Here is a 17,970-nt window from a genome sequence, read left to right as displayed (position 1 = left end):
CAACACGATCACGGGTGGGGCTGCCGCCGATACGCTTTCCGGCGGTGCCGGCAACGATACGCTGAATGGCGGGGCCGGGGCCGATCGCTTGATCGGTGGTGAAGGCGACGACACCTATATCGTCGACCATGCCGGCGACATCGTCACCGAAGCCGCGAGCGCCGGGACCGACACGGTTCGCACAACCCTGGCAAGCTATACGCTTGGCAGCGATGTTGAACATCTCACCTACATCGGCACGGCAGCCTTTGTCGGCATAGGCAACAGCCTCGACAACACGATCACCGGTGGCACTGCCGCCGATACGCTGTCCGGCGGCGCCGGCAATGATACGCTGAATGGCGGCGCCGGGGCCGATCGTTTGATCGGCGGTGCTGGCGACGACACCTATATCGTCGACAATGCCGGCGACATCGTCACCGAAGCGGCCGACGCGGGGACCGACACAGTCCACACGACGCTCGCTACCTACTCGATCGCCGCACTGACCAATGTCGAGAACCTGACCTATGCCGGGTCAGCCGACTTCACCGGCACCGGCAATGCGCTCGCCAACACGATTACCGGCGGCGCTGGCAACGATATGCTGAACGGTGGGGCAGGTGCGGATACCTTGATCGGGGGGGCCGGGCACGACACCTACATCGTCGACCATGCCGGCGACACGGTCATCGAAGCCGCCGACGCGGGAACCGACACGGTTCGCACGATACTGGCCGCCTACACATTGGGGACCAATGTCGAAAACCTGATCTTTATCGGAACGGGGGCGTTTGCCGGAACAGGGAATGCGCTGAACAACGTTATGGTCGGCGGCAGTGGTTCCAATACGCTGACGGGCGGCGCCGGCGACGATATCCTCACTGGTGGAGCGGCAGCCGACGTCTTCGGTTATTCGGCGAACTGGGGTCATGACACGATCACAAACTTCGTGGCAACCGGCTCCGCACATGACGCGATCTCGATCGATCACGGCATCTTCGCCGATTGGGAATCGCTTTTTGCGGCAACCGAGCAGTCCGGCAATGATACAATCATCACAGCCGATTCCGACAACACCATAACGTTGAGGAACGTTGCTCTTTCAAGCCTGCAGTCGTGGGACTTCTTGTTTGCTTGATTGTTCTCAGAACCTCGCGGCCCGACTTGCCTGGAGCTTAACTCACAGGTTGCGCTCGTAAACGTCAAGAGAGTGCCGAACAACGATGACCATAGCGGGATCCTTGATGGCCCTTGCGGACTCGCGCCTAATGGCAGACCAACCTACCGCGACCCGTTTCCAAGATTAAATTCGAGTAGCCTGTGCTTGCGATGTTCACAGCCGGCGTGGCCATTTCAGGGCTGTGAGAGTTCTTCGGGGTAAGTCAGGTTACTCAGCTGAAGCAGCTCCAGATGCTCCGAACACACCCTCTTGACTAATTCAACCAACAAGGTCGTTTGCTCTCCAAGCCACCCAAGAGCCTCCTCGCTGATCTCGAAATGTTTTGAGTAGCGTGCCTTCACATAGGCCTCGTTCAATGTGTTGAACCAAGCACGATCGCGATGCTGGTCGCGAGGAAACGCCTGAGCCAGGCGCCTGTCTTGTTCCTCAGCGAGTGAGCGGAGGAATTTGATGTTGTGAGAAGGCGGGCCGTAATTGGTGAGCGTCAACAGAACACAAGAATAGGCTTGTTCTATCGATTGATGCATCAAAAAAGCCGCCTCGTTGTACATTCGGTTCAGCATTGCAGAACCGCTGAGGGTGCTGAGATTCGTCGCCGTGGAAAATCTGTGATGGAAATGCTCCTCCGCCACTCGCAAGCGATCTGCCGGCGAGAGCGGCTTCGGTTCGGCAAGTGGCTCATTGTCCAGTTGGTAGAGAACGATACCTTCCTTGCGAATGTCTGAAAAGAAGTATTGTCCCTCTTTGAGGTAGCTGTTCACCTCGCGTCTGGAATGGACGATGAAGCTGACCGGCGTCTCGATCGTCTTGTCGTGGATCAGGCGGTCGGCGGCCTTGTGCCAATACTCAGCGAACTCGCAGAGCTTGCGGTTGTTGACGATGATCAGGAGGTCGAAGTCCGACCGGTATCCCTTCATCGTGAACGGTTCGTCCACCCATTCTCCCTTGGCGTAGGAACCGAATAGGATCACCTTTAAGATCCTTCCGCGCTTTTTGAACTCCGCCGTACCGTCCTTCAGCGCATCCTCGAACTCCTCGTGCAGGATCTCCAGAACCCGGCCGAGTTCTCGCTGTTTGCGAAGCGGGATATGATCGAGGGACGACTTCATGAGCAATCCGATAGGTGAAAGATCCGATACCGTCCACCAGGATTCTTAACACAGCTCGATTTAGGGCCTTTATTCATTCGATCGCCATCCCGCGAGGGCTGTTGAAAAGCGTCAAGCTTGAGCACGAGGATCATCTGACCCGTGCCACTCGGATCACGTCCACTACGAACAGTGGAATAAAACGCGATTATACCATCTTGAATAAGTCAGTTAAATAGCCTATTTGTCGGTCAGGTAGGCCCGCGAAAACGCTTTGGAATGAACCGGGGTGAGGCTCTCCCTGGCTGACGTCTAAAGAGCGACCAAACCGCTCGTTTGCTGCAACTGCGCCGAAATCAGAGACAATCATGGCGATCATGTTCATCAAAGCGCAGGTGATCAGCAGGGGAGCGGGACGCAGCATTGTCTCGGCCGCCGCCTATCGCCATCGCACGAAGATGATGGACGACCAGGCAGGCAGGTCGTTCAGCTATCGGGGCGGAGATCCCGACCTCGTCCACGAAGAGCTGGCGCTGCCGGATCAGGTCCCGGCCTGGCTGAAGATTGCGATGGACGGCCAATCGGTCGCCGGGGCAAGTGAGGCGCTTTGGAACGCGGTCGAGACGTTCGAGAATCGGTCGGATGCACAGCTCGCGCGCGAACTGATCATCGCGCTGCCGGAGGAACTGACACGGGCGGAAAATGTCGCGCTGGTGCGCGAATTCGTCCGGGACAATTTCACCGCTAAGGGGATGGTTGCCGACTGGGCCTATCACGATAAGGACGGCAATCCGCACGTTCATCTCATGACGACACTGCGGCCGCTCACCGAGGAGGGGTTCGGGCTCAAGAATGTTCCCGTGCGTGGCGAGGACGGCGAGCCGCTGCGTGTCACCACACCGGATCGTCCGAACGGCAGGATCGTCTACAAGCTTTGGGCCGGCGACAAGGAAACGATGAAGGCGTGGAAAATCGACTGGGCGGACACGGCCAATCGACACCTGGCGCTTGCCGGCCACGAGATCCGGCTCGACGGACGCTCTTATGCCGAACAGGGCCTGGACGGCATCGCGCAGAAGCATCTCGGACCGGAGAAGGCGGCGCTGGTGAAGAAGGGCAGGGAGCGTTACTTCGCATCCGCCCATCTTGCCCGCCGCCAGGAGATGGCCGACCGGCTGCTTGCCGATCCTGAGCTTCTGTTGACGCGGCTCGGCAATGAGCGCTCGACTTTCGACGAGCGCGACATCGCCAAGGCGCTGCATCGCTATGTCGACGATCCCGCCGACTTCGCCAATATCCGGGCGCGGCTGATGGCGTCGAACCAGTTGATCATGCTGAGGCCGCAGCAGATCGACGCAGAGACCGGCAAGACGACGGAGCCCGCCGTCTTCACCATTCGAGATATGCTGCGCATCGAATATGAGATGGTGCAGTCGGCGAAGGTCTTGTCGGGGCGCCGTGGCTTCGGCGTTTCCGAGCGGCATGAAAACGCGGCGATCGAGAGCGTCGAGGCGCAGGATCCGCAACAGCGCTTCCGGCTCGATCCGGAACAGGTCGATGCGATCCGTCATGTCACTGCTGATGACGGCATTGCTGCCATCGTCGGGCTTGCCGGCGCCGGCAAATCGACGCTGCTTGCCGCCGCACGGGTCGCCTGGGAAAGCCAAGGCCGCCGGGTGATCGGTGCAGCCCTTGCCGGCAAAGCGGCGGAGGGTCTCGAGGACAGTTCCGGCATCCGGTCACGCACGCTTGCCTCCTGGGAACTGACATGGGCCAACGGCCGCGAGACGCTGCACCGCGGCGACGTGATGGTGATCGATGAGGCCGGCATGGTGTCGTCGCAACAGATGGCCCGTGTGCTGAAGATTGCCGAGGAGGCCGAGGTAAAGGTCGTTCTGGTCGGCGACGCGATGCAGCTGCAGCCGATCCAGGCCGGTGCGGCCTTCCGGGCAATCACCGAACGGATCGGCTTTGCCGAGCTTGCCGGCGTGCGCCGCCAGCGTCAGGAATGGGCGCGCGATGCCTCGCGCCTGTTTGCCCGTGGCGAGGTCGAGAAGGGCCTCGATGCTTACGCTCAGCATGGTCGCCTGGTCGAGGCGGAGACCCGCCAGGAGGTCATTGATCGCATCGTTGCCGATTGGACTGAGGCGCGCAGAGAGGCCATCGGTCGATCTGTTGCCGAGGGCAGGGACGGCAGTCTTCGCCGCGACGAGCTGCTGGTGCTCGCCCATACCAACGATCATGTCCGCAAGCTGAACGAGGCGCTGCGGTCGGTGATGACAGGTGAGGCGGCTCTCGGTGAAAGCCGCAGCTTCCGGACCGAGCGGGGCACACGGGAATTCGCCGCCGGCGACCGCATTATCTTCCTCGAAAATGCCCGCTTCATCGAGCCGCGGGCCAGGCAGCCGGGTCCACAATATGTCAAGAACGGCATGCTCGGCACCGTCGTCGCGACCGGTGACAAGCGCGGTGATCCGCTTCTGTCAGTCCTTCTCGATAATGGCGACAAGGTCGTCTTCAGCGAAAACAGCTATCGCAATGTCGATCACGGCTATGCCGCGACCATTCACAAGTCGCAGGGCGTCACCGTCGACCGCACCTTCGTGCTCGCAACCGGCATGATGGACCAGCATCTGACCTATGTGTCGATGACGAGGCATCGTGATCGGGTCGATCTTTATGCGGCGAAGGAGGATTTTGCGGCTAGGCCCGAATGGGGACGCAAGCCGCGTGTCGATCATGCCGCCGGCGTCACCGGCGAGCTTGTCGAGACCGGAGAGGCCAAATTCCGGCCGGACGATGAGGATGCCGATGACAGCCCCTATGCCGACGTCAGGACCGACGACGGGAGCGTGCACCGGCTTTGGGGCGTAAGCCTGCCGAAGGCGCTCGAGGATGCCTTCATATCGGAAGGCGACACCGTCACGCTCAGAAAGGACGGCGTCGAGCGGGTCAAGGTTGAGGTACCCATTGTCGACCAGAAGACAGGCCAGAGGCATTACGAGGAGAGGGAAGTCGATCGTAACGTCTGGACAGCCCAACGGGTCGAGACCGCCGAAGCGCGTCAGGAGCGCATCGCGCGCGAAAGTCATCGCCCGGAAATCTACAACCAGCTGGTCGAGCGATTGTCACGCTCCGGCGTCAAGACGACGACGCTCGATTTTGAAAGCGAGGCTGGTTACCGCGCACATGCTGACGACTTCGCCAGGCGCCGCGGGATCGATCACCTCTCTTTGGCCGCCGCCGAGATGGAGGAGAGCCTGTCGCGGCGCTGGGCGTGGATTGCCGCAAAGCGGGAGCAGGTGGAAAAGCTCTGGGAACGGGCCAGCATGGCGCTCGGCTTTTCGATCGAGCGAGAACGGCGGGTCGCCTATCATGAAGAGCGGAGCCAGACGACAGCCGAGACGGCTTCCAGTGATGCGCGCTATCTGGTTCCGCCTGCCATCGCCTTTGCCAGGAGCGTTGGCGAGGATGCGCGACTGGCGCAGCTTTCGTCGCCGGCCGTGAAGGAGCGGGAGGCTCGCCTGCGGCCGCTGCTCGAAAAAATCTATCGCGATCCGGATGCCGCATTGGTCAGGCTGAATGCGCTCGCTTCGGATACCAGCGCCGAACCGCGCGAGCTCGCCGGCGATCTTGCCGCAGCACCCGATCGCCTCGGCCGCCTGCGGGGCTCCGATCTGATCGTCGACGGACGGGCGGCGCGTGACGAGCGCGATGTCGCCATGGCAGCCTTGGAGGAACTGCTTCCCCTGGTTCGCGGCCATGCGACTGAGTTGCGCAGGAACGCCGAACGGTTCGAACGGCGAGAGCAGACACGGCGCGCATCCATGTCCTTGTCGATCCCGGCGCTCTCCGAGCGCGCTATGACGCGTCTCATGGAGATCGAGGCGGTGCGCACCCAGGGCGGTGACGACGCCTACAAGACGGCTTTTGCGCATGCCGCTCAGGATCGCACCGTCGTGCGGGAAATCAAAGCGGTCAGCGAAGCGCTGACCGCCCGCTTCGGTTGGAGTGCGTTCACCGCGAAGGCCGATGCGATTGCCGAACGCAACATGGTCGAGCGTATGCCGGAAGATCTGTCGGCCGGGCGGCGCGAGGAGCTGACCCGGCTGTTCGAAGCCGTGAAGCGCTTTGACGGTGAGCAGCATCTTGCCGAGCGACAGGATCGCTGGAGGATCGTTGCGGGCGCTGCCGCCGTTCCCGGCACGGAGCAAGGGAAGGAGAATGTCGCCATGCCGCCCATGCTTGCCGCCGTCACCGAGTTCAAGACGCCGGTGGACGAGGAGGCGCGTTCGCGCGTTCTCTCCGCTCCCCTCTACCGTCAGGAGCGTGTGGCACTCGCGAACGCGGCAAAGACGATCTGGCGCGATCCGGCTGAAACTGTCGACAAAATCGAGGACCTGCTCGAAAAAGGCTTTGCTGCCGATCGTATCGCGGCCGCCATTACCAATGACCCGGCCGCCTATGGCGCGTTACGCGGCTCCGGTCGACTGATGGACCGGATGCTGGCCTCCGGCCGTGAGCGGAAAGAGGCAGTGCAGGCCGTGCCGCAAGCGGCGATTCGGATGCGCTCGCTCGGATCTGCCTATGCCAACATCCTCGATGCCGAACGCCAAGCCCTCACAGAAGAGCGACGGCGCATGGCGGTCGCCATTCCTGCTTTGTCGAAAGCAGCGGAAGAGGCATTGACGCGTCTGACGGCTGAAGCGAGCAAGAACAGCAGAAGGCTGAGTGTCTCAGCCGCTTCCCTCGATCCCGGCATCGGCCGGGAGTTTACCGCTGTCAGCCAGGCGCTCGACGAACGCTTCGGTCGCAACGCCATCCTGCGAGGGGACAAGGATCTCATCAACAGCGTGCCGCCGGCGCAGCGCGGAGCCTTCGCGACGATCCAGGAAAGGCTAAAGGTGCTGCAGCATGTCGTGCGTGAGGAAGGCAGTCAGCAGGTCCTTGCGGAACGGCGTCAGCGTGCCGTCAGCCACGGCCGTGGACTCGACTTGAATTACGGTTAGATAATCAAAGACGCGTCATTGAAACCTTACCTCAACTGCGATGTTGCGGGGTGCTCTCCGCGAACTATGCATTAGAGATCGCGCGAATGCGACCAACCATTGAGCGCTGCTGGTGCGGCACCAGGGTTCACTTTTCATGAATGGGAATCCTGACGGACGCCGACCGACTTGCACCGGCATTTTTTAGCGTGAGTACAATGGCGCCGCCGGAGATTGAAACTGCGAAAGGTGTGGAACCTATCTTCCCGGCCGGAGATGAGTGTCTGCACCTCCCCAAAGCGGCAAGAGACGGGCCCAGCTGTCGGTGAGTTCCCGATAATGCAGCGCTGCCCGGGAGGGCGCGACTCAACAGCACGGCTGCGCGGCCACCAAATGCAGAAACGCAAACCACGATCCTGACGATTGAATGGAACCCATGCCTTGCCAGTATCGTTCCCCAATTGACGGGAGAATTTGCATGTCGAAAACACTTCTCTGCGCGACCAAGATCGAAACAGCGCTTATGCGCCGATCGAAAGCTTGGCTGCCTTCCAGTGGAAGAACCGCGTCTTCATTCTTTTCGCCGACGGAGACAATGCCCGCTCCGCGCGCCAGGAAAACCAGCTGCTGGCCGACCGAAGCGCACTCGATGAGCGCGATATGGTGGTGCTGAAGGTCTCGGCCGGCAATGTGCGGACGCTTTTCGGCGCTGCCGATGGCCTGGACGGCGAAGCGATCCGCCACGATCTCGAGGGGCCGGAGGCCGGAGAATTCGCTGCCTTCCTGCTCGGCAAGGACGGAACCGTCAAACTCAAGCTCAGCGAGCCGATCACCAATGGTGAGCTCTTCGCCATTATCGACAGCATGCCGATGCGCGCAGAGATGCTGAATTCGGACAGATAGCCCCGACGAACATCGCAAACAAAAAGGGAGACGGTCATGTCCGTGCCCAACGAACCCATCCCCGATCAGCCGCCGATGCCGGCACCCGGCTGGAAGCCGGTGCCGCCGATCACCGAACCGGAGCCGGACAGGCTGCCGGACGAGGCACCGGTTCCCAATCCTGATGAAAACGACGAGCCGGCAAAGCACGTCTCTGAGAACTAAAGAAAGATCTGCCGTTCGGCGCTGACGAATTCCTGCAGGAAGTCGACGACGCTGCGGACGCGCACGAGGTCGCGCGCCGTTTCGTGATAGGTCGTCCAATAGGCGCGGCGGATCGAAATCTCTGGCAGGATACGCTGAAGTTCCGGATACTGCCGGGCAATATAATCATGCAGAATGCCGATGCCGGCGCCGGATCGCACCGCCTCCGTCTGGCCGATCGCCGTCGAGATTTCGAAGCCGGCGTCCCAGCTGCGCATCACCTCGCCGGAGAAATTTAGCGAGGCGGTGAACAGCAGGTCCTCGACATAGCCGATGCGCGGATGGGCCTTCAGCGCCTCGACATCGCCGGGCCTGCCGTGGGCGGCGAGATACTCTCGCGAGGCATAGAGGCCGAGCGTGTAATCCGTCAGCTTGGAGGAAACGAGGCGGCCTTGTTCCGGACGTTCCAGCGTGATGGCGATATCGGCCTCGCGCTGCGACAGCGAGAAAGAGCGTGGTACCGGCACGAGCTGGATCTTCAATTCCGGATGGCGCTCGATCAGCCTGCCCATGCGCGGCGCCAGGAACGAGACGCCGAACCCGTCGGGCGCGCCGACGCGCACCGTGCCGGCGATTGCCGTGTCGGTGTGGCCGAGATTGGCCTGCACGGCCAGCATTTCGGTTTCCATGCGCTCGGCGGCGTGCAGAAAGACCCCGCCTTCGGCCGTCAGTTCGCAGCCATTCGTGCGGCGGATGAAAAGCCGGGTCTTCAGCGCCTCTTCGAGCGAGGTCAGCCGCCGTGAAAGCGTGGCGTGATTGAGCCCCAATCGCTTCGAGGCGGCAAGAATCTGCCCGGTGCGGGCAACGGCGAGGAAAATGCGGACATCATCCCAGTTCATGGCTTGGCACGCATCGCAATCGGATCGACGTCCATCAGCGTCAGCGATGTCACCATGCCGGCCGTCTCACGCTTATATTTGAGGAAATGCGGCGTCTGCAGATGGGCCTCGTAGGCTTCCTGGTCGGCGTAGACCTCGGGGATGCGGATCTGGTTTGGATTGTCCCGGATGGAAACGGCATTGAGTGAGAGAACGCCGTCTTCCAGCGCAAGCGACGCTTCGATTTCTTCTGTGAGCAAGGCGCAATAGGCTTCGAGCGTCTCCGGATCGATCTCCAGTTCCGCGATTCTGACAACAGGTTTCCGGCTCATCGGTTCGACCTTCCCTGGGGTTTGACTTGTCCTTGCGCCGTACCAAGTTTGGAGGCAGCAGTAGTTGTCATCGGGCTACAATATGCGCACAACGGTTCCTTATATCAGCGCATTGATTTGTGCAAATTGAAGTGCGATTGTAGGCCATCCCAAAAACAGGAGGAGCACCCATGCGTGAGATCGGTCATTTCATCGGCGGCAAGGAAGTCGCCGGCACCAGCGGCCGCGTGAGCAATGTTTATAATCCGGCAACCGGCGAAGTGCAGGCGACCGTCGCGCTGGCTAGCGTCGAGGAACTGCGCGCCGCCGTCGAAAACGCCAAGGCCGCGCAGCCGAAATGGGCTGCCACCAATCCGCAGCGCCGCGCCCGCGTCTTCTTCAAGTTCGTCGAACTATTGAACAAGCACATGGATGAGCTTGCCGAAATGCTCTCCAAGGAGCACGGCAAGACGATCGAAGACGCCAAGGGCGACGTCATCCGCGGGCTCGAAGTCTGCGAGTTCGTCTGCGGCATCCCGCATCTCGCCAAAGGCGAATTCACCGAGGGTGCGGGTCCGGCGATCGACATGTATTCGATCCGCCAGCCGGTCGGCATCGGCGCCGGCATCACGCCCTTCAACTTCCCCGGCATGATCCCGATGTGGATGTTTGCGCCGGCGATCGCCTGCGGCAACGCCTTCATCCTGAAGCCCTCCGAGCGTGATCCCTCCCTGCCGATCCGCCTTGCCGAACTGATGATCGAAGCCGGACTGCCGGCCGGCATCCTCAACGTCGTCAACGGCGACAAGGGTGCCGTTGACGCGATCCTCACCGATCCCGATATCGGTGCGGTTTCCTTCGTCGGCTCGACGCCGATTGCCCGTTACGTCTACGGTACGGCAGCAATGAACGGCAAGCGTGCCCAGTGCTTCGGCGGCGCCAAGAACCACATGATCATCATGCCCGACGCCGACATGGACCAGGCGGTCAACGCGCTGATGGGCGCAGGTTACGGTTCGGCCGGCGAGCGCTGCATGGCGATCTCGGTTGCCGTACCGGTCGGCGAGGACACCGCCAACCGCCTTGTCGAGAAGCTGACGCCGAAGATCGAATCGCTGCGCATCGGCCCCTATACCGACGACAAGGCCGACATGGGCCCGCTGGTCACCAAGGACGCCTACACGCGGGTTCGCGGCCTGATCGACCGCGGCGTCGAGGAAGGCGCTAAGCTCGTCGTCGACGGCCGCGATTTCAAGCTCCAGGGCTATGAAGACGGCTATTTCGTCGGCGGCTGCCTGTTCGATCACGTCACGCCCGAGATGGACATCTACAAGACCGAAATCTTCGGACCTGTCCTCTCCGTCGTCCGCGCCAAGAACTACGAGGAAGCGCTGTCGCTGCCGATGAAGCACGAATACGGCAACGGCGTCGCGATCTACACGCGTGACGGCGATGCCGCTCGCGATTTCGCCTCGCGCATCAATATCGGCATGATCGGCATCAACGTTCCGATCCCGGTTCCGCTCGCCTATCACTCCTTCGGCGGCTGGAAGGCCTCGAGCTTCGGCGATCTCAACCAGCACGGCACGGACTCGATCAAGTTCTGGACCAAGACCAAGACCGTCACCGCCCGCTGGCCCTCCGGCATCAAGAGCGGCGCCGAATTCGTCATGCCGACGATGAAGTGATCTGCACGATCAATCGACCTGCAATTCGGGGGCCTTTCGGCCCCCGTTTTATTTGGTCTTGTTGGAAACCCGGCGCGCCGCCGCATCGGCACTGCTTTCCATCCACACGTCCGAGCGAAGTCAGGCATCATCGATGACGACCCAGAGGGTTTCGGTGCAGAATTGACGTCGCGGCAAATGGCCTCATAAGCTGAATGCGAATTTCATATTTTGGAATTGTTCAAAACTGCCAAACCGCCTATATAGGTCTGAACAGGCACGAGTCAGGAGATCGGCATGCGGTTGACGAAGCAGACCAACTATGCGGTTCGCATGTTGATGTATTGTGCTGCCAATGAAGGGCAACTGAGCCGCATCCCGGAGATCGCCAAGGCTTACGGCGTTTCCGAGCTCTTTCTTTTCAAGATCCTTCAGCCGCTGAACAAGGCAGGTCTGGTCGAGACCGTGCGCGGCCGCAACGGCGGCGTGCGCTTGGGCAGGCCGGCGGCCGACATCACCCTCTTCGATGTGGTGCGAGTCACGGAAGACAGTTTCGCCATGGCCGAATGCTTCGAGGATGACGGCATGGTCGAATGCCCGCTGGTCGACAGCTGCGGCCTGAATTCGGCGCTGCGCAAGGCGCTCAATGCCTTCTTCGCGGTGCTGTCGGAATATACGATCGACGACCTCGTCAAGGCACGGCCGCAGATCAATTTCCTTCTTGGACTGACCGGCGAGCAGGCCTATCGCAAGCCCGCGATTGTCGCCCCGGCGGCCTGAATTCACGGAAGAACAGACTTGTAAAACCGCGGTTGCCCGGGCAGCCGCGGTTTTTGTTTGCGTCGCTTTCGCCCGCTCGCGGATGCGGGAAATGGTCATTATGCGCAGCTGAGGGGCGCAAATGTCCAAAATGCGACGAAATTCCGCTGATTTTTATCCGAATATTTCTAATTGAGGCTGATTTTTGACTGAAAATTTCTAAAATTGTCCAACTGGAAAAATTTTCTCCATAGCCCGTTGCTTTCAGTAGATAAATGTCGTTCCATCGACCGTCGATCGGGATGCTAATCTGCGGTAGACATTAAAAAAGAACAACCGGGAAACAAATATTATGAAAAAGATCTCTGTCATGCTGGCAGCGACGGCCCTGATTTCGGTCATGGCGACGGCGGCCTGGTCCAAGACCCTTGTTTATTGCTCCGAGGGTTCGCCGGAAGGCTTTGACCCGAGCCTCTATACGTCGGGCACGACCTTCGACGCCTCGTCGCGCACGGTCTACAGCCGCCTCGTCGAATTCAAGCATGGCGGCACCGAGATCGAACCCGGGCTCGCCGACAGCTGGAGCGTTTCGGCCGACGGCACGGAATACACCTTCAAGCTTCATCCCGGCGTCAAGTTCCAGACCACCGACTTCTTCACCCCGACGCGCGATTTCAACGCCGACGACGTCGTGTTCTCCTTCGAGCGCCAGCTGAAGGCCGACAATCCGTGGAACAAGTATGTCGAGGGCGGTTCCTACGAATACGCTGCCGGCATGGGCTTTCCGGAGCTGATCAAGTCGGTCGAAAAGGTCGATGACCTTACCGTCAAGTTCACGCTCAACCATCCTGAAGCGCCGTTCCTGGCCGACCTCGCCATGGACTTCGCCTCGATCGTCTCCAAGGAATATGCCGACAAGCTTGCCGCCGACGGCAAGATGGCGCAGCTCAACCAGCAGCCGCTCGGCACCGGCCCCTTCACCTTCGTCGCTTATCAGCCGGATGCCGTCATCCGCTACAAGGCGAACGAAAGCTATTTCAAGGGCAAGGAAAAGATCGACGATCTGGTTTTCGCTATCACCTCTGACGCCGCCGTCCGCGCTCAGAAGCTGAAGGCCGGCGAATGCCACCTGATCCCCTATCCGAATGCCGCCGACGTTCCGGAACTGAAGAAGGATGGAAATCTGACCGTTCAGGAACAGGCCGGCCTCAATGTCGGCTTCCTCGCCTACAACACCCAGATGGCCCCGTTCGACAAGCCGGAAGTCCGCCGTGCGCTGAACATGGCAATCAACAAGCAGGCTGTTATCGACGCCGTCTTCCAGGGTGCGGCCGCCGTTGCCAAGAACCCGATCCCGCCGACCATGTGGTCCTATAACGACGCCGTTCAGGACGACAAGTATGATCCTGAGGCCGCCAAGAAGGCGCTTGCCGATGCCGGCGTCAAGGATCTCAGCATGAAGGTCTGGGCGATGCCGGTGTCGCGTCCCTACATGCTGAACGCGCGCCGCGCCGCCGAACTGATCCAGGCCGATTTCGCCAAGATCGGCGTCAAGGTCGAGATCGTCACGCATGAATGGGCCGAATATCTGAAGCTCTCCTCCGACGTGAAGCGCGACGGCGCCGTCATCATCGGCTGGACCGGCGACAACGGCGATCCTGACAACTTCATGGATACGCTGCTCGGCTGCGATGCCGTCGGCGGCAACAACCGCGCCCAGTGGTGCAACAAGGAATATGACGACCTGATGACCAAGGCCAAGCTGACGGCCGACGTCGGCGAGCGCACCAAGGCCTATGAGCAGGCGCAGCTCATCTTCAAGAAGGAAGCCCCCTGGGCGACCCTCGACCACTCGCTCGTCTTCGTTCCGATGAGCAAGAAGGTCTCGGGCTTCAAGATGGACCCGCTCGGCATTCACCGTTTCGACGGCGTCGACGTATCCGAATAACAAGAATAATGTAAGAATGCCCGGCAGAGCTGGGCGCAGCCGGCGGTCAGGAACCCCCTGACCGCCGGAAACTATTGGATATCTGCCATGTTGCGTTTTTTCATCGGCCGCCTCGCGGTGCTGATCCCGACATTCCTCGGCGTTTCCCTGATTGCCTTCTCGTTCATCCGCCTGCTTCCCGGCGATCCCGTCATGCTGCTCTCGGGTGAGCGTGTCATGGCGCCGGAGCGGCACGCCCAGATCATGCACGATCTCGGCTTCGATCGGCCGATGTATGCGCAATATTTCGATTATCTCGGAAAAGTGCTGCAGGGCGATCTCGGCACCTCGATCGTCACCAAGCGGCCGGTCCTCGGCGAATTTCTGACGCTGTTTCCGGCGACGCTCGAGCTTTCCTTCTGCGCCATCATCCTCGCCGTCTGTCTTGGCGTGCCGGCCGGCATCTTTGCTGCCGTCAAGCGAGGCACGTGGTTCGATCAAAGCGTGATGGGCGTCGCCCTGATCGGTTATTCCATGCCGATTTTCTGGTGGGGCCTGCTGCTGATCATCTTCTTCTCCGGCTATCTTGGCTGGACGCCGGTTTCCGGCCGCATTTCGCTGATGTATTTCTTCAAGCCGGTCACGGGCTTTATGCTGATCGACAGCCTGCTGTCCGGACAGAAGGGGGCTTTTGCCTCCGCGGTCAGCTATCTCATTCTGCCGACCATCGTGCTGGCGACCATCCCGCTCGCCGTCATCGCCCGCCAGACACGCTCGGCGATGCTTGAAGTTCTCGGCGAAGATTATGTCCGCACGGCGCGCTCGAAAGGCCTGAAGCCCTTGCGCGTCGTCGGCGTGCATGCGCTGCGCAATGCGATGATCCCCGTCATCACTACGATCGGCCTGCAGATCGGCGTTCTTCTCGCCGGCGCCATTCTCACCGAGACGATCTTCTCCTGGCCGGGCATCGGCAAATGGATGGTCGATTCGGTGTTCAAGCGCGATTACGCCGTGGTACAGGGCGGTCTTCTGCTGATCGCCGGCGTCATCATGCTCGTCAATCTGATTGTTGATGTCCTCTACGGCTTCATCAATCCGCGCATTCGTCACTAGGAGCGGTCCATGAGCACGGTCACCGTCAAAACCGGCCAGCCATCCGCTCTTGCGGAATTCTGGCATTACTTCTCCCGCAACAAGGGCGCCGTCATCGGCCTCGTGGTCTTCATCCTCATTCTCGTCGTTGCCGTCTTCGCGCCGGTCTTTGCGCCGCATGCGCCGAACGAGCAGAACCGCCAGGTGCTGCTCGCCGTGCCGGCGTGGATGGAGGGCGGCAGCGCCTCATTCCCACTCGGAACGGATGCCGTCGGCCGCGATATCCTCTCACGCCTGATCTACGGCGCGCGCTTCTCGCTCTTCATCGGCGTCGTCGTCGTCACGCTTTCGGTCATCTGCGGCGTTTTGATCGGCCTCGTCGCCGGATATTTCCGCGGCAGGATCGATACGGCGATCATGCGCCTGATGGATATCATCCTGGCCTTCCCGTCGCTGCTGCTTGCTCTCGTGCTGGTGGCCGTGCTCGGGCCTGGCCTGACCAACGCCATGATCGCGATTTCGCTGGTCAACCAGCCGCATTTCGTCCGCCTGACGCGCGCCTCGGTCATTTCGGAACGTGAGAAGGAATATGTGATCGCCTCGCGTGTCGCCGGTGCCGGCACGCTGCGCCTGATGTTCAAGACGATCCTGCCGAACTGTCTTGGGCCGCTGATCGTCCAGGCGACGCTCGCCTTCTCGGCGGCGATCCTCGATGCTGCAGCCCTCGGCTTTCTCGGCATGGGCGCGCAGCCGCCGACACCCGAATGGGGCACGATGCTCGCCGAATCCCGCGAGTTCATCTCGCGCGCCTGGTGGGTCGTAACATTCCCGGGTCTTGCCATCCTCATCACCGTTCTCGCCATCAACCTGATGGGCGACGGCCTGCGCGATGCGCTTGACCCCAAGCTGAAGAGGTCGTGATGCCGCTCCTCGAAATCGAAAATCTGACTGTCGAATTCCAGACCTCATCAGGTCTTTTCCGCGCCGTCGATGGCGTTTCGCTTAGCTGCGACAAGGGCGAAATCCTCTCGGTCGTCGGTGAATCCGGCTCGGGAAAATCGGTCGCCATGCTCGCCCTGATGGGGCTCTTGCCCTGGACGGCGAAGATCACCGCCGACCGCATGCAGTTCGACGGCCAGGACTTGCGCGGCATTTCCGGTCGTCAGCGCCGCAAGATCGTCGGCAAGGACATGGCGATGATCTTCCAGGAGCCGATGTCGAGTCTTAACCCGTGCTTCACGGTCGGATTCCAGCTCGGCGAGACCTTGCGTGTGCATGTGGGCCTCAACCGGAAGCAACGCCGCGAGCGGTCGATCGAGCTCCTGAGCCTCGTCGGCATTCCGGCGCCGGAAGACCGGCTGTCGAATTTCCCGCACCAGATGTCGGGCGGCATGAGCCAGCGCGTCATGATCGCCATGGCGCTCGCCTGCAATCCGAAACTGCTGATCGCCGACGAGCCGACGACGGCGCTCGACGTGACGATCCAGGCGCAGATCCTCGATCTGCTGGTGCGCCTGCAGAAGGAACAGGGCATGGCGCTGGTGCTGATCACCCACGACATGGGTGTCGTTGCCGAAACCGCCGAGCGCGTGCAGGTGCAATATGCCGGCCAGAAGGTCGAGGAGCAGCCGGTGAAGGCGTTGTTCCGCGATCCGCATCATCCCTATACGGCAGCCCTGCTCGCCGCGCTGCCGGAACGCGCCCAGGTCGGCCATCGTCTCCCCTCGATCGCCGGCGTCGTGCCCGGCCAGCACGGCCGTCCGACCGGCTGTCTGTTCGCGCCGCGCTGCGGCTACGCTACTGTCGAATGCGATCGCGGCGTCGTCCGCCAGGGACCGGAGCTCGGCCTGGCGCTCTGCAACTATCCTTTGAAAGACGGCAAGCCGCTCGGGCATCCCGGCGTCATGGTCAATGAAACTGCAGGAGACCTGGTATGACGGGCGCTGTTCTCGAGGGCAGGGATCTCGCCCGCTTCTACACCGTCAATCGCGGTCTCTTCAAAGCCGACGCCACCGTCAAGGCGCTGAACGGCGTCAGCTTCAGCCTCCATTCCGGCAAGACGCTTGCCGTCGTCGGCGAATCCGGCTGCGGCAAGTCGACGCTCGCCCGTCTGGTCACCATGATCGAGGACCCGACGGCCGGGGAATTGCTGATCGACGGCAAGCCTGCGCGCATCGGCGACCGCAGCCTGCGCAGCCAGGTACAGATCGTCTTTCAGAATCCTTACGGCTCGCTCAACCCGCGCCAGAAGGTCGGCTCGATTCTGGAAGAGCCGCTGAAGATCAACACCGATCTTGATGCCGCCTCCCGACGCCGCAAGGTCGAGGAGATGATGGCCCGCGTCGGCTTGCGTCCGGAACACCATGGTCGTTATCCCCATATGTTCTCCGGCGGCCAGCGCCAGCGCATCGCCATCGCCCGCGCCCTGATGCTGCGGCCGAAGGTGCTGGTGCTCGACGAACCGGTTTCGGCGCTCGACCTGTCGATCCAGGCGCAGGTGCTGAACCTGTTGATGGATCTGCAGAAGGAGATGGGGCTTGCCTATCTCTTCATCTCGCACGGCCTCTCCGTCGTCCACCACATCGCTGATGAGGTGATGGTGATGTATCTCGGCCGTCCGGTCGAGACCGGTCCGGCGGCCGAGGTCTTCGCCCGGCCGCGCCATCCCTATACCGCCGCCCTGCTGTCGGCGACGCCGATCGCCGATCCGGAGCGCGCCAAGAACCGCATCCGCCTTCAGGGCGAGCTGCCGTCGCCGCTGAAGCCGCCATCCGGCTGTCACTTCAATCCGCGCTGCTGGAAGGCGCAGGACTATTGCCGTCAGGTTTCTCCCGAACTAAGTGGAGAAGGTGCGCAAAAATATGCCTGTCACTTCCCGCTCGACTGATGTGAGCTTCCAATAGGTTGTCCATTCGATCCGGACCGGGAAAGCTGAGGTTGTCGAAGCTTCAGTGATTCTCGGGGGACCGAATGGACATCCATATGAATGCCCGCCTCACGCCGCTCAGTCGA

Annotated in this window: 13 protein-coding genes and 1 pseudogene; 11 read left to right on the top strand and 3 right to left on the bottom strand. The window is 61.2% G+C overall.

The window, feature by feature from the left end; translation table 11 throughout:
• The coding region (locus tag EFD56_RS31585) for a calcium-binding protein (RefSeq protein ID WP_164736887.1) at positions 1 to 1,120 on the top strand (1,120 nt) is incomplete at its 5' end.
• Between the two features lie 215 nt (positions 1,121 to 1,335).
• On the opposite strand, the gene EFD56_RS31580 is transcribed toward EFD56_RS31585, so the two are convergent.
• Complete coding sequence (locus EFD56_RS31580) at positions 1,336 to 2,271, bottom strand: nucleotidyltransferase and HEPN domain-containing protein (RefSeq protein WP_126907098.1); 936 nt, start codon at positions 2,269 to 2,271, stop codon at positions 1,336 to 1,338.
• A gap of 347 nt (positions 2,272 to 2,618) precedes the next feature.
• Between EFD56_RS31580 and traA the strand changes: the two genes are divergently transcribed.
• The 3 genes and pseudogenes from traA (at position 2,619) to EFD56_RS32870 (ending at position 8,345) form a co-directional block, all read left to right on the top strand.
• Positions 2,619 to 7,259, top strand: coding sequence for a Ti-type conjugative transfer relaxase TraA (gene traA / locus EFD56_RS31575; RefSeq protein ID WP_126907097.1), 4,641 nt, complete (start codon positions 2,619 to 2,621; stop codon positions 7,257 to 7,259).
• 457 nt (positions 7,260 to 7,716) lie between these two features.
• A pseudogene (locus EFD56_RS31570) lies at positions 7,717 to 8,141 on the top strand (DUF4174 domain-containing protein).
• Positions 8,142 to 8,177: 36 nt separating this feature from the next.
• Positions 8,178 to 8,345 carry a hypothetical protein gene (locus tag EFD56_RS32870; RefSeq protein ID WP_016734737.1) on the top strand — a complete coding sequence of 56 codons (168 nt, stop codon included), beginning with the start codon at positions 8,178 to 8,180 and terminating at the stop codon, positions 8,343 to 8,345.
• Here the strand turns inward: EFD56_RS32870 and EFD56_RS31565 are convergent.
• Positions 8,342 to 9,223, bottom strand: coding sequence for a LysR family transcriptional regulator (locus EFD56_RS31565; protein WP_126907096.1), 882 nt, complete (start codon positions 9,221 to 9,223; stop codon positions 8,342 to 8,344). The genes EFD56_RS32870 and EFD56_RS31565 overlap by 4 nt on opposite strands.
• Positions 9,220 to 9,534: a putative quinol monooxygenase gene (locus EFD56_RS31560; protein WP_126907095.1), complete on the bottom strand. Its 315-nt coding sequence runs from the start codon at positions 9,532 to 9,534 to the stop codon at positions 9,220 to 9,222. The genes EFD56_RS31565 and EFD56_RS31560 overlap by 4 nt, the downstream gene beginning before the upstream one ends.
• Before the next feature lie 170 nt (positions 9,535 to 9,704).
• On the opposite strand from EFD56_RS31560, the gene EFD56_RS31555 reads away from it, so the two are divergent.
• The 7 genes from EFD56_RS31555 to EFD56_RS31525 all read left to right on the top strand — a co-directional run bounded on the left by EFD56_RS31555 (position 9,705) and on the right by EFD56_RS31525 (position 17,845).
• Positions 9,705 to 11,201: a CoA-acylating methylmalonate-semialdehyde dehydrogenase gene (locus EFD56_RS31555; protein WP_126907094.1), complete on the top strand. Its 1,497-nt coding sequence runs from the start codon at positions 9,705 to 9,707 to the stop codon at positions 11,199 to 11,201.
• 276 nt (positions 11,202 to 11,477) lie between these two features.
• On the top strand, positions 11,478 to 11,960 hold the full coding sequence (gene rirA, locus EFD56_RS31550; protein ID WP_064817486.1) for an iron-responsive transcriptional regulator RirA: 483 nt from the start codon (positions 11,478 to 11,480) through the stop codon (positions 11,958 to 11,960).
• 331 nt (positions 11,961 to 12,291) lie between these two features.
• Positions 12,292 to 13,887, top strand: coding sequence for an ABC transporter substrate-binding protein (locus tag EFD56_RS31545; RefSeq protein WP_126907093.1), 1,596 nt, complete (start codon positions 12,292 to 12,294; stop codon positions 13,885 to 13,887).
• Between the two features lie 87 nt (positions 13,888 to 13,974).
• On the top strand, positions 13,975 to 14,979 hold the full coding sequence (locus tag EFD56_RS31540) for an ABC transporter permease subunit (RefSeq protein WP_004676182.1): 1,005 nt from the start codon (positions 13,975 to 13,977) through the stop codon (positions 14,977 to 14,979).
• Positions 14,980 to 14,988: 9 nt separating this feature from the next.
• Positions 14,989 to 15,879: an ABC transporter permease subunit gene (locus tag EFD56_RS31535; RefSeq protein ID WP_012482735.1), complete on the top strand. Its 891-nt coding sequence runs from the start codon at positions 14,989 to 14,991 to the stop codon at positions 15,877 to 15,879.
• Complete coding sequence (locus EFD56_RS31530; protein ID WP_126907092.1) at positions 15,879 to 16,895, top strand: ABC transporter ATP-binding protein; 1,017 nt, start codon at positions 15,879 to 15,881, stop codon at positions 16,893 to 16,895. Before EFD56_RS31535 ends, EFD56_RS31530 begins: the two co-directional genes overlap by 1 nt.
• Entirely contained in the window at positions 16,892 to 17,845 is a 954-nt protein-coding gene (locus tag EFD56_RS31525) for a peptide ABC transporter ATP-binding protein (protein WP_126907091.1), read from the top strand. Before EFD56_RS31530 ends, EFD56_RS31525 begins: the two co-directional genes overlap by 4 nt.
• The last annotated feature ends 125 nt before the right edge of the window (positions 17,846 to 17,970 follow it).

Source organism: Rhizobium phaseoli, from assembly GCF_003985125.1.
GTDB lineage: Bacteria > Pseudomonadota > Alphaproteobacteria > Rhizobiales > Rhizobiaceae > Rhizobium > Rhizobium phaseoli.
The sequence above is the reverse complement of the archived record's forward strand: the minus strand, read 5'-3'. Positions and strand labels throughout refer to the sequence as shown.

Bases quoted from the DNA above. Each gene is read 5' to 3' on its own strand.
- EFD56_RS31555 (WP_126907094.1), top strand. From the start codon at position 9,705: ATGCGTGAGATCGGTCATTTCATCGGCGGCAAGGAAGTCGCCGGCACC.
- EFD56_RS31580 (WP_126907098.1), bottom strand. From the start codon at position 2,271: ATGAAGTCGTCCCTCGATCATATCCCGCTTCGCAAACAGCGAGAACTC.
- EFD56_RS31535 (WP_012482735.1), top strand. From the start codon at position 14,989: ATGAGCACGGTCACCGTCAAAACCGGCCAGCCATCCGCTCTTGCGGAA.
- EFD56_RS31525 (WP_126907091.1), top strand. From the start codon at position 16,892: ATGACGGGCGCTGTTCTCGAGGGCAGGGATCTCGCCCGCTTCTACACC.
- rirA (WP_064817486.1), top strand. From the start codon at position 11,478: ATGCGGTTGACGAAGCAGACCAACTATGCGGTTCGCATGTTGATGTAT.
- EFD56_RS32870 (WP_016734737.1), top strand. From the start codon at position 8,178: ATGTCCGTGCCCAACGAACCCATCCCCGATCAGCCGCCGATGCCGGCA.
- traA (WP_126907097.1), top strand. From the start codon at position 2,619: ATGGCGATCATGTTCATCAAAGCGCAGGTGATCAGCAGGGGAGCGGGA.
- EFD56_RS31545 (WP_126907093.1), top strand. From the start codon at position 12,292: ATGAAAAAGATCTCTGTCATGCTGGCAGCGACGGCCCTGATTTCGGTC.
- EFD56_RS31530 (WP_126907092.1), top strand. From the start codon at position 15,879: ATGCCGCTCCTCGAAATCGAAAATCTGACTGTCGAATTCCAGACCTCA.
- EFD56_RS31560 (WP_126907095.1), bottom strand. From the start codon at position 9,534: ATGAGCCGGAAACCTGTTGTCAGAATCGCGGAACTGGAGATCGATCCG.
- EFD56_RS31540 (WP_004676182.1), top strand. From the start codon at position 13,975: ATGTTGCGTTTTTTCATCGGCCGCCTCGCGGTGCTGATCCCGACATTC.
- EFD56_RS31565 (WP_126907096.1), bottom strand. From the start codon at position 9,223: ATGAACTGGGATGATGTCCGCATTTTCCTCGCCGTTGCCCGCACCGGG.